Consider the following 19,314-nt stretch of genomic DNA (forward strand, 5'->3'; position numbering starts at 1 on the left):
TAAATAGAGAGAAAAAATTAAACAAATAATGGCAATTATTCTTTATCCAGATGTAAACTTTCCGGTATCCATTCTGCATTAAAAGTTTCCATCAGCATCTTTACAGCGGGCTGCGCTTCTAACACTGTCTTTGCCTGCTGTTGTTGTTCTGCATGTAATCGCTGCTGACGCATTTGCGGTGTTTCCGGCATACTCTGCTCCTGCCAGCTACAGGTATGCAGATGTATCGGCCGTTGATAAACTTCTGACAACGATTCAGCTAGCCGGTTTAATAACTCACGATTGGCTGTCGGCTCACCCTGCTCAGCCAGAGCAATAGTTAAATCACCACTATTTTCATCATAAGCAACAATCGCCGTATGCTGACTGAACAACTGTACTGCACCGAGACGATGTGCCAGCAAAGTTAAAATTTCCGGCCAGTTCTCTGCCGTCAAAGGCGGAAAATCATTTTTTACCAGAGATAAATTCTGATCATCTCTGGGTTTTTCTGCGGATATATCCGTATCTTCATCATACTTTTCTGCCGCGTTTGCATTGACTGATTCTACAGACTCAAACACACTCACAGCCTCGTAGGATATGTCATCAACACCTGTTTCCCAGGGTGGCGGAGGCTCATCGCTAATCGTTACAGACTGAGGTTCCTGCAAAGCAGGTGAAGAATCATTTAATATCTTGCTATCAGCAGCTGTTATCGACGACGATTTTTTTTCGATTATTTCAGTTTCTAATGTTACCGGTACTTCAGTAGTTGCATCAGATGCTGTCTCTGACAGTGCTTCAGATACTGAAGCTGGACTATTTTCTTCAGAAACAGTTGGTATATTATCCATCTGCTTATTGTTTACTGGCACATCATGCAACTGTGTACCGTCGATTTGTCCATGCAAACGTTGTGTATTCAGTGCAGCCAGAGGTGCAAATGCAAGCATCCGCAATAAAGTCATGATAAACCCGGCTTTCTCATCCGGAGCAAGCGGCAAATCTGCCTTACCTCGTAATACACACTGATAATATAATTGAATCTGCTCTCCTGAAAACAAACTCGCAAAACGGGTTAAAGCCGTATATTCAGGATCATCAGCGCCGACTGCCGGAACAGATTGCAGTATTGTTAATCGCTGTAATAACAGAGCCAGCTCAGTTAACGCACTATCAAATCCTACCGCGCAACTGGCCATTTCCTCCGCTTTAGCCAGTAATGCCTGACCATCCCGTACAGCCAAGGCTTCCAAAAGCGCATACAAATAACTTTTATCAACCGCGCCAATCATATTCCGCACATCAGATTCAGTCACCTTTCCTGAACCAATGGCAATAGCCTGATCAAGCAAACTGAGTGCATCACGCATTGAGCCGGCAGCAGCCCGGCCTAACAGCCATAATGCCGGATCTTCATAAGCAATTTGTTCCTGCTGTAATACATAAACCAGATGATCATGTACCTGAGTACTATTCAGATTGCGCAAGACAAATTGCAGACACCGGCTTAAAACCGTAATCGGTACTTTCTGCGGATCTGTTGTCGCCAGAATAAATTTCACATGTTCAGGCGGCTCTTCTAAAGTTTTGAGCATGGCATTAAAAGCACTTTTCGACAACATGTGCACTTCGTCGATGATATAGACTTTATACTGCCCCATCGTTGGCGCATATTGTGCGTTTTCGAGTACTTCGCGGATATTATCAATTCCTGTATTGGAAGCAGCATCAATTTCCAGCACATCAACAAAACGGCCGGCATCAATCTGGCGACAAGAATCACATTGGTTACATGGCTCACCATGTTCAGTATGCTGGCAATTCAGGCTTTTAGCCAGGATACGGGCAATGGTGGTTTTACCTACACCGCGAGTCCCTGTAAGCATATAAGCATGATGCAAACGTCCTTTATCAAGCGCATTTAATAATGCCCTGACTACATGCTCCTGTCCTACTAAATCAGCAAACTTTTTTGGTCGCCATTTTCGTGCCAATACTTGATAAGTCATAACCATCCGCAACTGCCAGCCACAGCAAAACTTAAAGGCAAAATAAATCTTGTTCAGTGCAATCTAAACAAGCACTTTATTGTAACCAAAAACCAGCATAAAAGGTTATACCGAAGCCACAAACTAGGTGAAACAATCAGATGAAACAACCTCAACTTGCTTTAACATCTGTTGTTATTACTTTAAATAGTTAAGATTGCAGAATATATATTTAATATGCTTAAATCATCAATAATAAATTAAAGTACAAATATTTTACACAAATCGCTCTTAGTAAATATAACTACGCGAAAATAAAAACAAAAAGAAATAAAAAGTCATTTGCTACATGAAAAACTATCTGAATACATGTAACCACGCACTTAGTCTGTATGCTTAATTATAAACCAATCTTAATTTATGAAATATATAACATTACTTGAGCAGCCGCGTTTAACAATCACATTATTCCAATATTAAATATTTTTACTCTTAATCTAAGCATCTGGATGGGTAAAAAATTACCAGAAATTTATTTATCCTTGTCAAAAGAGTTCATATTTACAAACTAACCTACCAATAATTTGATATAAATACACAATATATCAATATTATTTGTTTTAAATAAAATAATTAATTTATATTAATAACAGGGTCAATATAATTTTAAAAAGATATTTTTAGTGAGCCTGTACATGGATCATCCTTATTATCACACTGATAGTTATGTTTTTGTATGGATATTTATACTGCCTTTTTTCTACATCGTTTTTCTTCCTACCCTGATAATTGTTTATAGAAAAATTTATAAATTTATCAAAATAGGCTTTGCCATTATTATTGCCGGATGGTTAGTTTTCAGCCTGATATTTGCTGACATCTATATTTTTTTATTTTCAATAACAGGAGTACTTTTTCCAGTTATTCTTCGCTACTGTCAATCCTTCACGGCTCATTTTCAAGGCATTAAGCAAAAATTTTATTCTGTTATTGTTTATATTGTTTTGCCATTCTTATGTACCTTTTTCTGGCCAGCCTATCTTGTCGCTCCCGCGTTAATAGAATACTGGCAAAACCGTCCAGACAGTGAATGCAAACAAAATGGCCGATTAGTGGCTTTATCAGAAGATATTAACTTACGTATTTACCCGATCTCCAAATATCCATCATTTTGGATTAGAAGCCTTGCTCCTAAGTTAGAAGATTATATTTTTAATACCGCTCAAAAGAATTTTTGCAGGCAGTTTTCAGCTTCTCAACCAACTTTAATCGACTCCATTGGTAAAATAAATATTGATTTAGATACTTTATGCCAACATCCGGTTTCAAAAAAAATGGCCGGCTATTGCGAAAATCCGGCAACCAGACAAATAAAATTTGAATGGCTTGAATTCGAACTGATAAAAAAAGATAAGAATACTAAAAGTCCATGGCAACAATTTCAAGACGATCTGAATAATAAATATATTTATACTAAAGAAGAAAAATTAAATTATGAAATAGTGAATCATCACACTGAATTGATTGAAAATTTAAAATTTGATAATCAAGTACAAATGTTTAAGTTTTCTGATCACTACTATAATGTCATAACTGTTCCCAATCCCGGTTGGTTACCATCTGTAACGGAACCTCTTGTTATTAATTGCCCGACTGATTATGATTTAAAATGCTATATAACTCATGATTTTACTAATAATTGGGAAGTTTCCTACTTATACTCTTTTACAATTAATTATAAGAATAATCCTGATAATGATGATCAAAATTCTATCAATCAAAAATTAGATGCAGCTAAACTGGCTTATCAGATTATAGAAAGTGTTATCGAGGAAATGCAGGTAAATCATTAGTTTAATCATTATCTAATAAACACGAATAGCCATATTTAGATAAAATTTCAAATCAGCGTTATCGGCAAAGAAAAATAAAAACTTATTTGAACACATAAACTAATATTAATAGCTTCTACTATAACTAATTTAATAATCATTAATCAGACATTTATCCTCATTTCAATGATAAATCAGACTATGGTTTAATTGAGTATCCTGCAGTATTAATACAGGTAAGAATTACACCAGATTAGTTTCATCTTTATTTAAATTTTTTAATAATTATTTTAATCAATCACTACTTACCATAGCAAAATAAAAGCCATCTGTATAACAAGATGGCTGATGATTGCAAATGAATACTCATTTATAAATTAGCATTGGCATCTGCCAGATTATTCGCAATCTGACGAACGGCAGCCACATAATGTCGGCTATGGTTATATTGCCAGATAGTGTAGAAATTATTCAGACCAAACCAGTAATCATATTCGCCGGAAGATCTTTCCAGACGATATAAAATACCCTTTTCCTGATCTTTAATCTGCGCGGGAATGACTACGCCTAACTGACGCAACTGACCTGCGGTGTATTTAAGCGAAGTAGGTTCATCAATGATTTGCTGTAATCGCGGTGTTGGCTGCATATTTACCGGAACAGCAATCGGCGCTCCGGACTGCCAGCCATGCTGTTTCATATAATTGGCCACTGAGGCCAGTGTATCACCAGAATTACGCCAGATATCCCGATGTCCGTCACCATCCCAGTCAACAGCAAACTGGCGAAAACTGGATGGCATGAACTGTGGCATACCCATTGCCCCGGCAAAGCTGCCCTTAAAGCTTAATGGATCCTGCTTTTCTTCATAAGCCAGTTGCAAAAATTCAGATAGCTCACGCTGAAAATATTCAGCCCGCCGTGGATAGTGATAGCCCAATGTTGTCAGTGCATCAGCAACCCGATATGAGCCCATAGTATTGCCGTAATTGGTTTCAATCCCAACAATCGCCACCAGCAATTGCGGCGCTACTCCATAACGTTTTGATACTGCCTGAATTATTCCGGTGTTATTTTTCCAGAAGATATTTCCGGTATTAATACGAACATTATTGGCATTATTCTGTACAAATGTATACCACGGTAAGGATGTTCCCGGTTTATCCATACCACGAACAATACTTGGCCGGTAGCTTACCTGCCGGAAAAAATTTTCCAATTGAGCCCTGCTATATTGTCCCCGCTTAACTTCAAAATCAATAAAACGATTTACATCATTACGTTTCAGTAAATCTATTCCACTGTCCGTCAAAGCAAACACTTTATTATCAGCTGGTGACGATACACTGGTTGTAGCAGTAGGCTGAAGTGGTTTTTCCTGAATTGGATGGGTACTTTGACAAGCAGACAGAAACAAAGCTGCACTTATCATCCTGACTAATTTCATTATTATGGTTCCTAGCATATGCTTCATGCACAGTTTAAACTAATTTTACCATCAATAACAAAAAAGCTGTCCGGATTAACCCGAACAGCTTACGCTTTCCTGATGTGTGTCAGTTATATTTATTCTGCAGCAGCTACAACAGTTACTGTGATAGCAGCAACAGCATCACTGTGCAGAGCTACTTCGATTTCATATTCACCAATGGCTTTCAAAGGACCATTAGGCAAACGCACATTAGCTTTAACTACTTCAACACCAATAGCAGTTTTAATAGCTTCTGCAATATCATGAGTCGTTACAGAACCAAACAGACGACCATCAACACCAGCTTTTTGCGCTACACTGATGTTCTGACCATCCAGTTTCAGTTTACGTGCTTCAGCATCAGCAAGAACAGCAGCCTGATGTGCTTCATATTCAGCACGTTTTTCTTCAAATGCAGCCAGATTGGCAGCATTGGCACGCTGAGCCTTACCCTGAGGAATCAAAAAGTTACGGGCATAGCCATTTTTTACATTAACCAGATCACCCAGATTGCCCAGGCCACCGACTTTTTCTAACAAAATAATCTGCATAATAACTCTTCCTTATTATTTATGTTGATCGGTGTAAGGCAGCAAAGCCAGAAAACGGGCACGTTTTACAGCTGTAGACAGCTGACGCTGGTAATGTGCTTTGGTTCCGGTAATGCGTGCCGGAATGATTTTACCATTTTCAGTAATAAAATCTTTTAACAAATCAACTGCTTTATAGTCTACTTGTTTGATACCTTCCGCAGTAAAGCGGCAAAATTTTCTACGTTTGAATGATTGACGAGCCATGTCGTTTAACCTTTATATTCACGAATTTGTTGGATATGCAGTACCGGACGGGAGTGGTATATACCTTTCTGGCTGAGAAATCCGCTGACTTCGACCATATTTCCCGGCTGATACGACCAGTTTTCAGCTAAATCACCCAGTGCTTTCGCCTGAATTTCTACTTTTGCCAGATACTGCTGTTGCAGTTCCGTTTGCCATGACTCATGGGTAAGCCACATGGTCAGAACCGGCAAACCGGCTGGCGTATAGCGTAAATTGTCCAGACTTTTAATCTGTGCACACAGGCATATTTGATTCAGCAAACCGGCCTCAGTAAATTAATCAGGCTTCAGCTGCTTCTTCTGAAGCAGTTTCAGTGCTGTTACCTGCTAACAGATTTTTAGACTTCTCGTCTTTCATCATCGGAGAAGCTTCAGTCACTGCTGCGTCCATTTTTACAGTCAGATGACGCAATACAGCATCATTAAAGCGGAATGCTGTTTCAATTTCGTCAATCACTTCAGGTGTGGTTTCAATATTCATTAACACGTAGTGTGCTTTATGAATTTTATTGATCGGGTAAGCCAGCTGACGGCGGCCCCAGTCTTCCAGACGGTGAATTTTACCATTAGCTTCGGTAATCATGGTTTTGTAACGTTCAACCATAGCACCGACCTGTTCGCTTTGATCCGGATGGACAATGAACACGATTTCATAATGACGCATGAGTACTCCTTGTGGCTAATCGATCCCTTTACCATGCGAAAGTGCAAAGGGCAAGGTTGGAAAACCGATTATTATAAGCATCTTTGTATTCAGAATCAAATAATAAGTTGCCTGCTTAAGCTGATTTATTAAAATCACAACAAAAATATGTTTTTTATAAACAATTTTAAATAAACCATCATTCTTACAAGTATTATTTACCACTATCATATGCACAGATTAAGTTATCTATATTTGATAATTTTAATAACGACAGTTTACAGAAACCAATTAGAACGCCTACCATTAGGTCAATTTTAAAATTTTTTTCTTTGCCCTACCATGAATAACTACTTTGACTCCATGTTTGCCCGCAAAGAATTTCTGGCACGCCTGATAGTACATAGTTTAAAAACCACTACCGGCTGGCTGGAACTGGCCTGTGCAGTGGTGATTATGATTGGTACTTATTGGCTCAGCCTGCAAATGCTGTCGGCCGTATCCAAACGTACTGAAAACCAGAACAACATTAAATTTCCGTTTCTGTACCACCTGTTTACACGCCTGCTATGGCCCGTATTGCTATTTATCTGCACTATTATTGCAATGATTATCTGGCGTGCCGGCACAGGTGAGTCGGTATTATGGTTACAAATAACTGTTTTTACTGCGCGCTGGTTACTGATGATTCGCATCATTATGGCCGTGTTGCACAACGCTATCCCGAATAACCGTTTTAATGAGCATTATGAGCGCTCACTATCCACATTCCTATGGGTATGTTTTATTCTATGGCTCACCAGTCTGGATACCTTTATTGTCCGCCTGCTCAAGTCACTGGCTCTGCCCATAGGTTCAACCAGTCTGAGCCTGTATACTGTCATTACCGGTAGTATTATTGTCGGGATTGCCATTATTATTGCCATGTGGCTGTCCCGATTTACCGAAAGACGTATTCTTAAAGCAGAAAAACTCGACGTCAATCTGCGTTATGTACTGGTGAAAATTGTCAAAACTTTACTGGTAGTGGTTGCCGTACTAATTGCCCTGCCAATGGTAGGAATTAACTTAACTATTCTCTCTGTTTTTGGTGGTGCTCTGGGTGTTGGTCTTGGCTTGGGCTTACAGAAAATTGCCAGCAACTATGTATCCGGTTTTATCATTCTGGCAGACCATTCCGTGCGTCCTGGCGACAGGCTGAATATTAATAATTTCACCGGCTATGTAACCAAGATAACTGCCCGTTTTGTAGTACTACGCAGCAGTGATGGCTCAGAAGCCCTGATTCCGAATGATACCTTTGTTTCAAATACGGTTATCAATGATTCTTATTCCAGTAAAATTATGTCCAACAACCTGACCTTACAGGTAGCCTACAATACAGATCTGCCTCAGGCTTTGGAAATACTAAAAGAAGCTGCAGCCAAACAGGCAAGAGTATGCGATGATCCTAAACCAAACAGTTATGTTACCGGCTTTGCTGATTCCGGAATTAATCTGTATGTTAATTACTGGATTCGTGATCCAGAAAATGGTTTTCTAAGTATCAATTCTGCAATTTTGCTGGAAATCTGGAATCGTTTTAAAGAAGTTGGTATAGAATTTCCATTTCCGCAGCAGGAAATACGTATTCTCAATGATAAAGAAGATCCGATTACCTGCGATACCATAACCAGTTCAGTAAAAACTGAAACTGCTTCAGCTTATCCGGAGCCCTTACCCACCGCATTAAGCGTTTCATCTTATCGCTCAGCTCATCAACAGCATCATGATTAACAATAAACCATATAAACAACCTGTATCTGTACTGGTTGTTATTTATGATAACAACCGGCAGATACTGCTACTGGAACGCGCAGATAAGCCGGATTTCTGGCAATCTGTAACTGGCAGTCTGGAACCGGGAGAAACAATTGAGCAGACTGCAAAACGAGAACTGGCAGAAGAAACCGGCATTTATAGCAATGATATTCTTAACTGGCAGCAATCCACTATCTACGAAATTTATCCGCACTGGCGTCATCGCTATGCTCCCGGAGTTACTTATAATACCGAGTATATCTTTTCTCTGTGTATAGCAGCAGAAACTCCTATTCTTCTGTCACCACGCGAACATTTAGACTATATATGGTGTTCACCTGAACAGGCAGCGGAAAAAGTATTTTCGCCATCGAACCGTTCAGCAATACTGCAACTACCCCAACACTGGTAATTCAGAATCATCGGCCATTTTCATGAATAAAATCACCATTGCCTCCTATAACATACATAAAGGCATGTCGGCACTTAATAAAAAAGTACAACTTCCTCAAATGGCTGCCGCCCTGCATCAGCTGGCTCCGGACATACTGTTTTTACAGGAAGTGCAAGGAATAAATAGCAAACGGGCAGAAAATATACCGGATTTTCCTAAACAACCTCATTATCAGGTTCTCGGCGAACAACTAGCCTATAATGTAAGTTATGGTCGCAATGCCCGTTATAAATTTCGTGATCATGGTAATGCTATTTTAAGTCAGCTACCGATCGTAACCTGTCATAATCTGGATATAAGTGTAAACAGTGTTGAACAACGAGGACTGTTACATTGTGAAATACAGCCCCCGCACTGGACACGACCTTTGGTATGCCTGTGTGCCCATTTAAACTTACGTGAACCAGACCGAATAAAACAGTATCAGACTATTTATGACTATATCCAAAGTGAAATAGATCCGGCCAATCCATTAATTTTAGCCGGCGATTTCAACGACTGGCGCCAGCGTTCCCACGATACTTTAGGTTTAAAATTAAATTTGCATGATGCATTTTATGCTTATCGCCATGCACCGAAAACTTTTCCCGCCCGCCTGCCTATTTTAAGTCTCGACAGAATCTTTACCCGCCATCTGGAAATACATGAAGCAAAACCATTAACAGGTCTGCCATGGCAAAAACTCTCCGACCATCTGCCTTTGTACGCAGTTGTCAGCCCTCTGAGTAAAACTTAATAACCTGTTTTCAAATGAATCTAAATCATTATTCCTAAGCTGGATTTCATCTAAGCTATTTTTATCCAGACATTTTCCGAATAATTTTAAAAACCGTCGTATCTATTGAATTAATAAAGCTTTCAGCAAAATTATTAATAAAATAAACTTGTTATATAAATATACTTTAATATAACAAGTAATAGAAATTGCGTTAATTATTTTACATTTCAATAGTTTAATAGGTTAAACTCAATATTTGCTTTACTATCAGGACTAGGCCTTGGCTTTTCATTAATTATAGCTATTGGTGCCCAAAATGCATTTGTTTTAAAGCAAGGTTTAAAGCAGCAATATGTTTTCTGGGTATGCCTAATCTGCTCAGTATCAGATACTATTCTGATTTATTTAGGGGTAACCGGATTTGCTAAAGTACTTAACCGCTATCCGGAAATTATTATTTATGCCAAATATTTTGGTGCTACTTTTTTATTTATTTATAGCATACGAAGTTTTTATTCTGCATTGAATCAAAATTCAGCGCTGAAAACAAGCCTGATTGATAAAAGTTCCTTAATGAAAGTTATTGGAGTATGTCTGGCTTTTACATGGTTAAATCCACATGTGTATCTGGATACAGTGATTTTAGTTGGTTCGATATCAGTATCATTCAAAGATAATCTTCATCTATTTACACTTGGAGTTATGCTTGCCTCATGGCTGTTCTTTTTTTCATTAGGCTATGGTGCAAAATTTTTATCTCCTTTATTTAATCAAAATCTTTCATGGAAGATATTAGACTTAGTTATAGGCGTTATTATGTGGAGTATAAGTTTTAGCTTGATTTTCATTAAATAGTCACATTGAACGCTAAATTCATTGAAAAATCAGCTTTCTTTTCTGTCAGCAATAAAAATTTATTCTATCAATTAACTCAGTCAGACTTTGTTTCAAACATTTACTGCTTATCAATTTTAATTAAATACTAAACACAAGGAACTTTAAAAGCAATTATGCTTTTTCCTAATTACATCTTATAAATACATTTTTAATTACAAACCAGAATTTAATAGTTTTTATTAATAATCAGTACAGAATTATGTCATTAGAAGTCCTGCCTGAAAGGGTTTAGAATAACAATCCGAATTTCACTAAGCTTTACAGGCCGTGATTTTAGCCAGCTTATAGGTGGCTGGCTGTAATTATTAAAAATCAGGATTATTATTATGAACTTTCCTCCTCGAATTATGCCCAATACACGTATGCGGCGTATGCGACATGATGATTTTTCACGGCGTATGATGCGTGAAACCATACTGACAGCCAATGATTTTATTTTGCCGGTATTTGTACATGAACAAACTGGGCGTATGCCTGTTGACAGCATGCCTGGTGTAGAACGTTTATCTATTGATGAATTATTAAAAGTTGCGGAACAGGCTTTAAAACTGGGTGTACCGGTTCTGGATTTATTTGGTGTTCCCAATCCTGATAGCAAAACTGCTGACGGACGGGCGGCATGGGATGAAAACGGTATTATTCAGCGTGCTATCCGTGCTCTGAAATCCCGTTTTCCTGAGCTGGGTGTAATGGCAGATCAGGCTCTCGATCCTTATACAACCCACGGACAGGATGGCCTGCCGGATGAAAATGGTTATATTAAAAATGATGAAACGATAGAAGCGCTTATCAAACAATCACTTTCACATGCAGCAGCCGGTGCGGATATTCTTTCTCCAAGCGATATGATGGATGGACGTATCGGAGCTATCCGCGAAGCATTGGAAGAAAATGGTTTTATTCATACCCGGATTATGTCTTATGCTGCCAAATATGCTTCAGCTTTTTACGGTCCGTTTCGCAGTGCGGTAGGCAGTGCCGGTAATCTGGGTAAAGGTAATAAATATACTTATCAGATGGATCCTGCTAACAGCAATGAAGCACTGCATGAAGTAGCACTTGATATAGCTGAAGGAGCAGATATGGTAATGATTAAACCGGGTATGCCTTATCTGGATGTAATCAGACGGGTTAAAGATGAATTTGGCGTTCCTACATACGCCTATCAGGTATCTGGTGAGTACGCCATGCTGCAGGCAGCCATCAGTAATGGCTGGCTCGAGGCTGATAAAGTAATTTTAGAAAGCCTGCTTGCATTTAAACGAGCCGGTGCAGATGGTATTCTGACCTATTTTGCCTTGCAAGCAGCGCAGCAATTACAACAAAATAGCTAGAATAAAAAGATATATAGCCATCAGGAATGCATCAGTTTGCAAACAACCCAGCCGGTATGAAAGCAAACTGATGCATTTATATATTTATATTTGAATGCATGCTGATTTATTTTGAATTTGATCACTGATTCTTCTATACCATCATACAAATATCATTAACAATATAGATAATCAGATAGTTAAAACACTTAATGATTATTTTGAGAAATTACAATAAATATGAATTCAATACAGAAAATATGCAAAATGGTATGAAAATTGCTAAACATTTACTCAAATGTTAACAAGTAAGGAAAATAAGCATAAAAACAATAAAGATAATAATTATCTAATTTGAATTAGATTGTTTACTTTAGTTATATTATTTAAACCATGTTGCAAAAAGAAATCAATCAATATTTTATTTCAGTCGATACCTTTACAACACCCGAATATTTGTTTATTTCAAAACGAGTTCATAAAAAACCATATAATACAAAATTTTAAATACAACAATTAGACGATCTGGCTTTTAATTATTGTTGAAATTATTTTAAAAAAATTATTTTTTAAAATAATTCACACAAAATTGATACAGATTAACCTTTTTATAATCTTAACATTTATCTTCTTTTTTTTCAGAAAAAAAGCTTGCTGTTTTTTTCTTAAAACATACACCCTATATTTATCTATATAAATCAGCATTTTATATTTAATAAAAATTTAAGTTTATTCATGATAAATTTAAATATTAAACTAATTTTCAAGATGACATTTATGTGTTAATAAACGGATTTTATCGGAAATCAAAGCAGTATTCTTATCTTCACGACAAAGAAATATAAAGTAATTTTTTAATATACATATTTGTTTTATATTATAAATAATAAAAAATATTTTAAAAATTTTTTATTTATTCCGCTATGTTTTTTAATAATGTGTTGAATACTGCAATATACAGTTCAGCTACATTGTCTTAAAATAGTAGCACCCGTTTTTTACAAACGTTAATCGTGTTTCCCGTAATGTTGAGGTCGTTACATGAAATTAAGTAAGCTCTCAGGGATAGTATTGACGATGCTGATCGGTTCGCTTTTTTTAAGCGGCTGTGATGCAGCTCTGCTAAACCCTAAAGGCCATATAGGTCAGGAAGAACGCACACTGATACTGACAGCCTTAGGCTTGATGTTGATAGTCGTAATTCCGGTGATTATCATGGCAGTTTTATTCTCTCTGAAATTCAGAGAGGGTAGTAATGCCAAATATTCACCGAAATGGGCGCATTCCAACAAACTCGAAGCCGTAGTTTGGGGTATTCCTATCCTGATTATTCTCATTCTGGGAACAATCACATGGAAAACCACTCACTCTCTGGATCCCTATCGTCCGCTGGAAAGTGATAAAAAACCGGTGGTAATCGAAGTAATTTCATTAGACTGGAAATGGCTGTTTATTTATCCTGAACAGGGTATTGCCACTGTTAATGAAATTGCTTTTCCGAAAGATACCCCGGTGGAATTCAGAATCACTTCCAATACAGTGATGAATTCATTCTTTATTCCGCAGCTGGGTAGCCAGATTTATGCTATGGCTGGTATGCAAACCAAATTACATCTGGTTGCTGATACAGCAGGTGAATACAAAGGTATTTCATCCAGCTACAGCGGTGCCGGTTTCTCTGGCATGAAATTTACTGCCATTGCGACACCGGATGAAGCCAGCTTCAATCAGTGGGTGGATAAGGTGAAACAGTCGCCCAATACACTTAATGACATGGCTTCATTCAACAAACTGGCTGCGCCTAGTCAATTCCATAAAGTGGAATATTTCTCCAGCGCAAATCCGAGTTTGTACGGCAACGTGATTGCTAAATTTGCCAATCACAATATGCCTGCTGCTCTACAGGCCAGTGCAGCCAGCAGTGCTGAGTAAGCTTGCGAGGAAATAAACAATGTTCGGAAAATTATCTTTAGATGCGATACCGTTCCATGAACCGATTGTCATGGTAACGATTACAGCTATCATCGTCATTGGTCTGGCGCTGGTAGGTGCAATTACGTATTTTCATAAATGGGGCTATCTGTGGAAAGAATGGTTTACTACAGTTGACCACAAACGCATCGGTATCATGTATATCATTGTCGCTATTGTGATGCTGGTTCGTGGTTTTGCCGATGCAGTGATGATGCGTAGTCAGCAGGTTTTAGCCTCATCAGGTACCAGTGACGGCTTTTTGCCACCACATCACTACGATCAGATTTTCACCGCTCACGGTGTAATCATGATTTTCTTTGTTGCCATGCCTTTTGTAATCGGCCTGATGAACTTTGTCATCCCGCTGCAACTGGGTGCGCGCGATGTGGCCTACCCATTCCTGAATAATCTGGGTTTCTGGTTTACTGCTGTAAGTGTGGTACTGGTTAACTTATCACTGGGAATCGGTGAATTTGCACAAACCGGCTGGTTGTCCTATCCGCCGCTGTCTGGTCTGGAATTCAGTCCGGGGGTAGGTGTTGATTACTGGATATGGAGTTTGCAGATATCAGGTATCGGGACAACGGTTAGTGCTGTTAACTTTATTGCTACTATCCTGAAAATGCGTGCACCGGGCATGACTATGATGAAAATGCCTATTTTCTGCTGGGCATCTTTCTGTAGCAATATTCTGATTCTGACTTCCTTCCCTATCCTGACAGCCTCTGTTGCCATGCTGACATTAGACCGTTACCTCGGCACCCACTTCTTTACTAATGAACTGGGCGGTAACATGATGATGTACATCAACCTGATCTGGGCATGGGGTCATCCGGAAGTATATATTCTGATACTGCCAATCTTTGGTGTGTATTCAGAAGTTACAGCTACATTCTCACGCAAGACCATGTTTGGCTATACTTCAATGGTATGGGCAACTGTGTGTATCACCATATTGTCTTTTATCGTATGGCTGCACCACTTCTTTACCATGGGTTCAGGTGCCAATGTCAACGCATTCTTCGGTATCGCAACCATGATTATTTCTATCCCGACCGGGGTAAAAATCTTCAACTGGCTGTTTACCATGTATGAAGGTCGTATTTCCTTCCATGTGCCGATGCTGTGGACTGTAGGCTTTATCATTACATTCTCTGTAGGTGGTATGACCGGTGTACTGCTTGCTGTGCCGGGTGCGGACTTTGTACTGCATGGCAGTCTGTTCTTAGTCGCTCACTTCCATAACACCATTATCGGTGGTGTAGTGTTTGGATTGTTTGCAGCACTTAACTACTGGTTCCCGAAAGCATTCGGCTTTAAGCTGGATGAAAAATGGGGCAAACGGGCTTTCTGGTGCTGGTTTATCGGCTTCTTTGTAGCATTCATGCCTTTATACGCACTGGGCTTCATGGGTATGACCCGCCGTCTGAGTCAGCACATTGATCCGGCTTACCATAATTTGCTGTGCGTTGCTGCCAGTGGTGCTGCCATTATCGCTCTGGGCGTAGTATGCATGGTGATTCAAGTTGTAGTTTCCTGCCTGCATCGTAAGGAAAACCTTGATGTTACGGGTGATCCGTGGGATGGTCGTACTCTGGAATGGTCTACTTCTTCCCCTGTACCTTTCTATAATTTCGCTGTGCAGCCACAGGTTGAAAGCCGTGATGCATTCTGGGATGAGAAAGAAAAAGGTATTGCTTACAAGAAACCAGCCAAATATGAAGAAATTCATATGCCGAAAAATACTGCTGCCGGTCTGGTGATTGCAGTGTTCTCAATGATTTGCGGCTTTGCCCTGATCTGGCATATCTGGTGGATGGCTATCGTTGGCTTTGCCGGCATGATTATCAGCATTATTGTCAAGAGCTTTGACACGGATGTGGATTACTACGTTCCGGTTGCTGAAATCGAAACCATTGAAAGCAAACGTTTTAATGAATTAACTAAAGCAGGACTGAAATAATGTCAACTGAAACCTTGATTCACGGTAGTGCGCATGAGCACGCTCACCACGACAACGGTTCACTGAAGGTATTCGGGTTCTGGATTTACCTGATGAGTGACTTGATTTTGTTCTCCTGTCTGTTTGCCACCTATATCGTGCTCCTGCCGGGCACAGCAGGTGGTCCAAGCGGCAAAGACATTTTCGAGCTGCCTTTTGTGCTGGTAGAAACTTTTGCTCTTTTATTGAGTTCCATTACTTACGGCTTTGCCGTGCTGGCAATGAATCGCAATAATCAGAGTCAGGTTTTATTATGGCTGGTGATTACTTTTGTATTCGGTGCATGCTTCATCGGGATGGAACTGTATGAATTTCATCACCTGATTACAAGTGGTATGGGTCCTGACCGCAGTGGTTATCTTTCTGGCTTTTTTGCTCTGGTCGGCACCCACGGTCTGCACGTTACTGCCGGTTTAATCTGGATGGCTGTAATGATGATTCAGGTAGCTTCACGCGGTCTTACCAGTGTTAACCGTATGCGCATCAACTGCCTGAGCCTGTTCTGGCACTTTCTGGACATCGTGTGGATTTGCGTGTTCTCAATTGTATATCTGATGGGGGTAGCGTTATGAGTCAGTCAAACCATCAAGACCATATCCCACAACATGGCAGTGCTAAAAACTACATTATCGGGTTTATCCTGTCTGTAGTTTTAACTCTGATTCCATTTATGATGGTAATGAATCAGTCCGCTGACAAACAAACTCTGTTTGCTGTGATTGTCATTACTGCCGTTTTACAGCTTATTGTTCAGCTGGTATGCTTTTTGCATCTGGGCAGTAACCCTGAAGAACGCTGGAATCTGATTTCATTTATCTTCACTGCTATTGTGATTGTATTGCTGGTAGGTCTTTCCATCTGGATTATGTGGAGCCTCAACGCAAACATGGTGTTAGGTTAAAGGCAGTTCATGATTAAGCCATACCTGCAAGTAACAAAACCAGGTATTATCGTCGGCAACCTGATTTCGGTTGTCGGCGGGTTTTTGCTGGCGTCAAAAGGCAGCATAAACGGCTACCTGCTAATCCTTACCCTGCTGGGCGTGTCTTTGGTAGTAGCCTCCGGCTGTGCGTTTAATAATCTGATTGACCGTGATATTGATCCGAAAATGGAGCGTACTAAGAATCGTGTGCTTGTGCGGGGCTTAGCATCTGCCCGTGTAACATTTGCACTGGCCACGATACTGGGTATTGCCGGATTTGTTGTGCTTTATTTTGGCGCAAATCCCTTAGCCATGTGGTTATCTGTAATGGGCTTTGTGGTTTATGTAGGGATTTACAGTCTCTATATGAAACGGCATTCAGTTTACGGAACTTTAATTGGCAGTCTGTCGGGTGCCGCACCACCAGTAATCGGTTATTGCGCTGTAAGCAATAATTTTGATGCAGGTGCACTTATTCTGCTGGCGATTTTCAGTCTCTGGCAGATGCCACATTCCTATGCAATCGCGATTTACCGCTTTAAGGATTATCAGGCGGCTAATATTCCGGTTTTACCGGTAGTAAAAGGCATTGCTGTAGCAAAACACCATATCACGTTTTATATTATTGCCTTTATGTTTGCAACATTGATGCTGTCAATAGGCGGTTACGCTGGCTACAAATATCTGGTCGTTGCTGCGGCTGTCAGCGTGTGGTGGCTGTGTATGGCATTATCCGGCTATAAAGCACAGAATAATGATCGTATATGGGCGCGCAAACTGTTTGTGTTTTCGATTATTGCTATCACTACCTTAAGCATAATGATGTCGGTAGATTTTATGACTCCGGCCTCACAAACTGTATTAAGCTTTGCTGGCTGATACCGTGACATAAATATATAACAATACGCAAACCAACCCAACCTGCCTTTGTTTCTTTTACAATAGGCAGGTTTTTCTTTTAAGCAGTATTAAACATGAATTCCAAGAACAACAGTGATACACACATGAATCTTGCCGAAAGGCGTGCAACTTGGGGATTAGGAGCAGTCTTTTCGCTGCGCATGCTGGGCATGTTTATGGTTCTTCCTGTTCTGACTACTTATGGTATGAAACTAGAGGGAGCAAGTGAAAGCCTGATCGGACTGGCAATCGGAATTTATGGTCTGATGCAGGCTATATTACAAATTCCTTTTGGTTTGTGGTCTGACCGTTTCGGGCGTAAACCTTTAATTGTAGGCGGCTTGCTGATTTTCACTCTGGGCAGCATTATTGCTGCCTTAACATCCTCTATCTGGGGAGTCATACTGGGACGTGCATTACAAGGCAGTGGTGCTATCGCAGCAGCTGTAATGGCATTATTATCTGACCTGACGCGCGAACAAAACCGCACCAAAGCCATGGCTTTTATTGGTATTAGCTTTGGTATCACTTTTGCAATTGCCATGGTCTGCGGACCTATCATTACACACGCAATAGGTTTACACGGATTATTCTGGGTTATTGCGGTACTGGCACTGGCTGCTATCGGCCTGACATTGTTTTTTGTACCCGACAGTACTGTTCATATACTTAACCGTGAATCAGGCATTGTACGCGGCAGTTTTGGTACTGTACTGCGCAACCCTGCCCTGTTTAAGCTGAACATCGGTATTTTCTGCATGCATTTTCTGCTTATGTCGACTTTTGTTGCACTGCCTATACAACTGGAACAGGCAGGCTTTCCGGCAGCCAGACATTGGCAGATTTATTTATACACGATGCTGATTGCTTTCATAACTGTTCTGCCACCAATTATATACGCTGAAAGCAAACGGCAAATGAAGCAAGTGTTTATCTTGTGTGTTGCCGGACTATTAATTGCTGAAAGTGTATTATGGCTGGCTAATATTTCTTTCTGGCCGCTTGTCACAGGTGTTTTATTATTCTTTATTGCTTTTAATCTGATGGAAGCACTCTTGCCTTCATGGGTCAGTAAAGAAGCACCGGCAGGTTATAAAGGCACTGCAATGGGCATCTATGCAACCGGGCAGTTTCTGGGCGTAGCCTGCGGAGGAACAATCGGAGGCTGGCTAGCTGCACATACCGGTGCACATAGTGTTTTTATCTTTGGCACAGGATTAACTTTTATCTGGCTTCTGCTGAGCCTGACAATGCACGAACCACCCTATTTGGCCAGTCTGCGCATTATCCTGAAACAGGGTCGTGTTTTACCTGACAATGCCCGACAACAATTACTTGAACAGGCTGGTGTACATCAGGTACTGATTATTCCTGAAGAACACAGTATATATATCAAAATAGACAGCAAAATTACTAACCGTGAACAACTGGAAGTATTCATCGATACCATAAGTAATTAAACCAAAACAGGCGCAAACCAATATTAGATAATTATTGATTTACGCCTGTTTCAGAAAATATCATTCTCAGGATATTGGATTATTTTTAAAAAACTAATAAAAAAATTATATTTTTCT

18 protein-coding genes are annotated in these 19,314 nt (G+C 39.7%); 12 read left to right on the plus strand and 6 right to left on the minus strand.

Features of this window, described 5'->3' with window-relative positions:
• Nucleotides 1-35: 35 nt before the first annotated feature.
• Complete coding sequence (gene dnaX, locus H3U73_RS05425; protein ID WP_198190155.1) at nucleotides 36-1,994, minus strand: DNA polymerase III subunit gamma/tau; 1,959 nt, start codon at nucleotides 1,992-1,994, stop codon at nucleotides 36-38.
• A 674-nt stretch (nucleotides 1,995-2,668) separates the two neighbouring features.
• On the opposite strand from dnaX, the gene H3U73_RS05430 reads away from it, so the two are divergent.
• Nucleotides 2,669-3,826 (plus strand): hypothetical protein, encoded by a 1,158-nt coding sequence (locus H3U73_RS05430; RefSeq protein ID WP_198190156.1) that lies wholly within the window; start codon nucleotides 2,669-2,671, stop codon nucleotides 3,824-3,826.
• 349 nt (nucleotides 3,827-4,175) lie between these two features.
• Here H3U73_RS05430 and mltB read toward each other — a convergent pair whose 3' ends face one another.
• The 5 genes from mltB to rpsF all read right to left on the minus strand — a co-directional run bounded on the left by mltB (nucleotide 4,176) and on the right by rpsF (nucleotide 6,778).
• The gene (gene mltB / locus H3U73_RS05435) at nucleotides 4,176-5,255 is read right to left on the minus strand and encodes a lytic murein transglycosylase B (RefSeq protein ID WP_084586542.1); all 1,080 of its coding nucleotides are present in this window, start codon (nucleotides 5,253-5,255) and stop codon (nucleotides 4,176-4,178) included.
• Between the two features lie 116 nt (nucleotides 5,256-5,371).
• Nucleotides 5,372-5,827 carry a 50S ribosomal protein L9 gene (gene rplI, locus H3U73_RS05440; RefSeq protein WP_025330417.1) on the minus strand — a complete coding sequence of 152 codons (456 nt, stop codon included), beginning with the start codon at nucleotides 5,825-5,827 and terminating at the stop codon, nucleotides 5,372-5,374.
• Between the two features lie 15 nt (nucleotides 5,828-5,842).
• The gene (gene rpsR / locus H3U73_RS05445) at nucleotides 5,843-6,073 is read right to left on the minus strand and encodes a 30S ribosomal protein S18 (protein WP_025330416.1); all 231 of its coding nucleotides are present in this window, start codon (nucleotides 6,071-6,073) and stop codon (nucleotides 5,843-5,845) included.
• A 5-nt stretch (nucleotides 6,074-6,078) separates the two neighbouring features.
• Nucleotides 6,079-6,375 carry a primosomal replication protein N gene (priB, locus tag H3U73_RS05450; protein WP_025330415.1) on the minus strand — a complete coding sequence of 99 codons (297 nt, stop codon included), beginning with the start codon at nucleotides 6,373-6,375 and terminating at the stop codon, nucleotides 6,079-6,081.
• A gap of 19 nt (nucleotides 6,376-6,394) precedes the next feature.
• Nucleotides 6,395-6,778: a 30S ribosomal protein S6 gene (gene rpsF, locus H3U73_RS05455; RefSeq protein WP_025330414.1), complete on the minus strand. Its 384-nt coding sequence runs from the start codon at nucleotides 6,776-6,778 to the stop codon at nucleotides 6,395-6,397.
• A 321-nt stretch (nucleotides 6,779-7,099) separates the two neighbouring features.
• Here rpsF and H3U73_RS05460 point away from each other — a divergent pair, with 321 nt between their 5' ends.
• The 11 genes from H3U73_RS05460 (at nucleotide 7,100) to H3U73_RS05510 (ending at nucleotide 19,197) form a co-directional block, all read left to right on the plus strand.
• Nucleotides 7,100-8,533 (plus strand): mechanosensitive ion channel family protein, encoded by a 1,434-nt coding sequence (locus tag H3U73_RS05460; protein ID WP_084549762.1) that lies wholly within the window; start codon nucleotides 7,100-7,102, stop codon nucleotides 8,531-8,533.
• Nucleotides 8,526-8,969, plus strand: coding sequence for a dihydroneopterin triphosphate diphosphatase (gene nudB / locus H3U73_RS05465; protein WP_084549760.1), 444 nt, complete (start codon nucleotides 8,526-8,528; stop codon nucleotides 8,967-8,969). Before H3U73_RS05460 ends, nudB begins: the two co-directional genes overlap by 8 nt.
• A 22-nt stretch (nucleotides 8,970-8,991) precedes the next feature.
• A complete protein-coding gene (locus H3U73_RS05470; RefSeq protein ID WP_084549758.1) occupies nucleotides 8,992-9,747 on the plus strand; it encodes an endonuclease/exonuclease/phosphatase family protein in 756 nt (251 codons plus the stop codon).
• Nucleotides 9,748-10,026: 279 nt separating this feature from the next.
• Nucleotides 10,027-10,584, plus strand: a complete 558-nt coding sequence (locus H3U73_RS05475; protein WP_279031355.1) for a LysE/ArgO family amino acid transporter — start codon at nucleotides 10,027-10,029, stop codon at nucleotides 10,582-10,584.
• A 368-nt stretch (nucleotides 10,585-10,952) separates the two neighbouring features.
• Nucleotides 10,953-11,960 (plus strand): porphobilinogen synthase, encoded by a 1,008-nt coding sequence (gene hemB / locus H3U73_RS05480; protein ID WP_084549752.1) that lies wholly within the window; start codon nucleotides 10,953-10,955, stop codon nucleotides 11,958-11,960.
• 1,020 nt (nucleotides 11,961-12,980) lie between these two features.
• Entirely contained in the window at nucleotides 12,981-13,871 is an 891-nt protein-coding gene (gene cyoA, locus H3U73_RS05485; protein WP_084549971.1) for a ubiquinol oxidase subunit II, read from the plus strand.
• A 19-nt stretch (nucleotides 13,872-13,890) separates the two neighbouring features.
• Nucleotides 13,891-15,876 (plus strand): cytochrome o ubiquinol oxidase subunit I, encoded by a 1,986-nt coding sequence (gene cyoB / locus H3U73_RS05490; protein ID WP_084549973.1) that lies wholly within the window; start codon nucleotides 13,891-13,893, stop codon nucleotides 15,874-15,876.
• Nucleotides 15,876-16,487, plus strand: a complete 612-nt coding sequence (locus tag H3U73_RS05495; RefSeq protein ID WP_025330406.1) for a cytochrome o ubiquinol oxidase subunit III — start codon at nucleotides 15,876-15,878, stop codon at nucleotides 16,485-16,487. Before cyoB ends, H3U73_RS05495 begins: the two co-directional genes overlap by 1 nt.
• Complete coding sequence (gene cyoD / locus H3U73_RS05500) at nucleotides 16,484-16,816, plus strand: cytochrome o ubiquinol oxidase subunit IV (RefSeq protein ID WP_025330405.1); 333 nt, start codon at nucleotides 16,484-16,486, stop codon at nucleotides 16,814-16,816. The genes H3U73_RS05495 and cyoD overlap by 4 nt, the downstream gene beginning before the upstream one ends.
• A gap of 9 nt (nucleotides 16,817-16,825) precedes the next feature.
• Complete coding sequence (gene cyoE, locus H3U73_RS05505) at nucleotides 16,826-17,716, plus strand: heme o synthase (RefSeq protein ID WP_041880326.1); 891 nt, start codon at nucleotides 16,826-16,828, stop codon at nucleotides 17,714-17,716.
• A gap of 95 nt (nucleotides 17,717-17,811) precedes the next feature.
• The gene (locus tag H3U73_RS05510; RefSeq protein ID WP_232336203.1) at nucleotides 17,812-19,197 is read left to right on the plus strand and encodes an MFS transporter; all 1,386 of its coding nucleotides are present in this window, start codon (nucleotides 17,812-17,814) and stop codon (nucleotides 19,195-19,197) included.
• The last annotated feature ends 117 nt before the right edge of the window (nucleotides 19,198-19,314 follow it).

Origin of the sequence: Snodgrassella sp. W8124, from assembly GCF_016100875.1 — a bacterium.
GTDB classification, from domain to species: domain Bacteria; phylum Pseudomonadota; class Gammaproteobacteria; order Burkholderiales; family Neisseriaceae; genus Snodgrassella; species Snodgrassella alvi.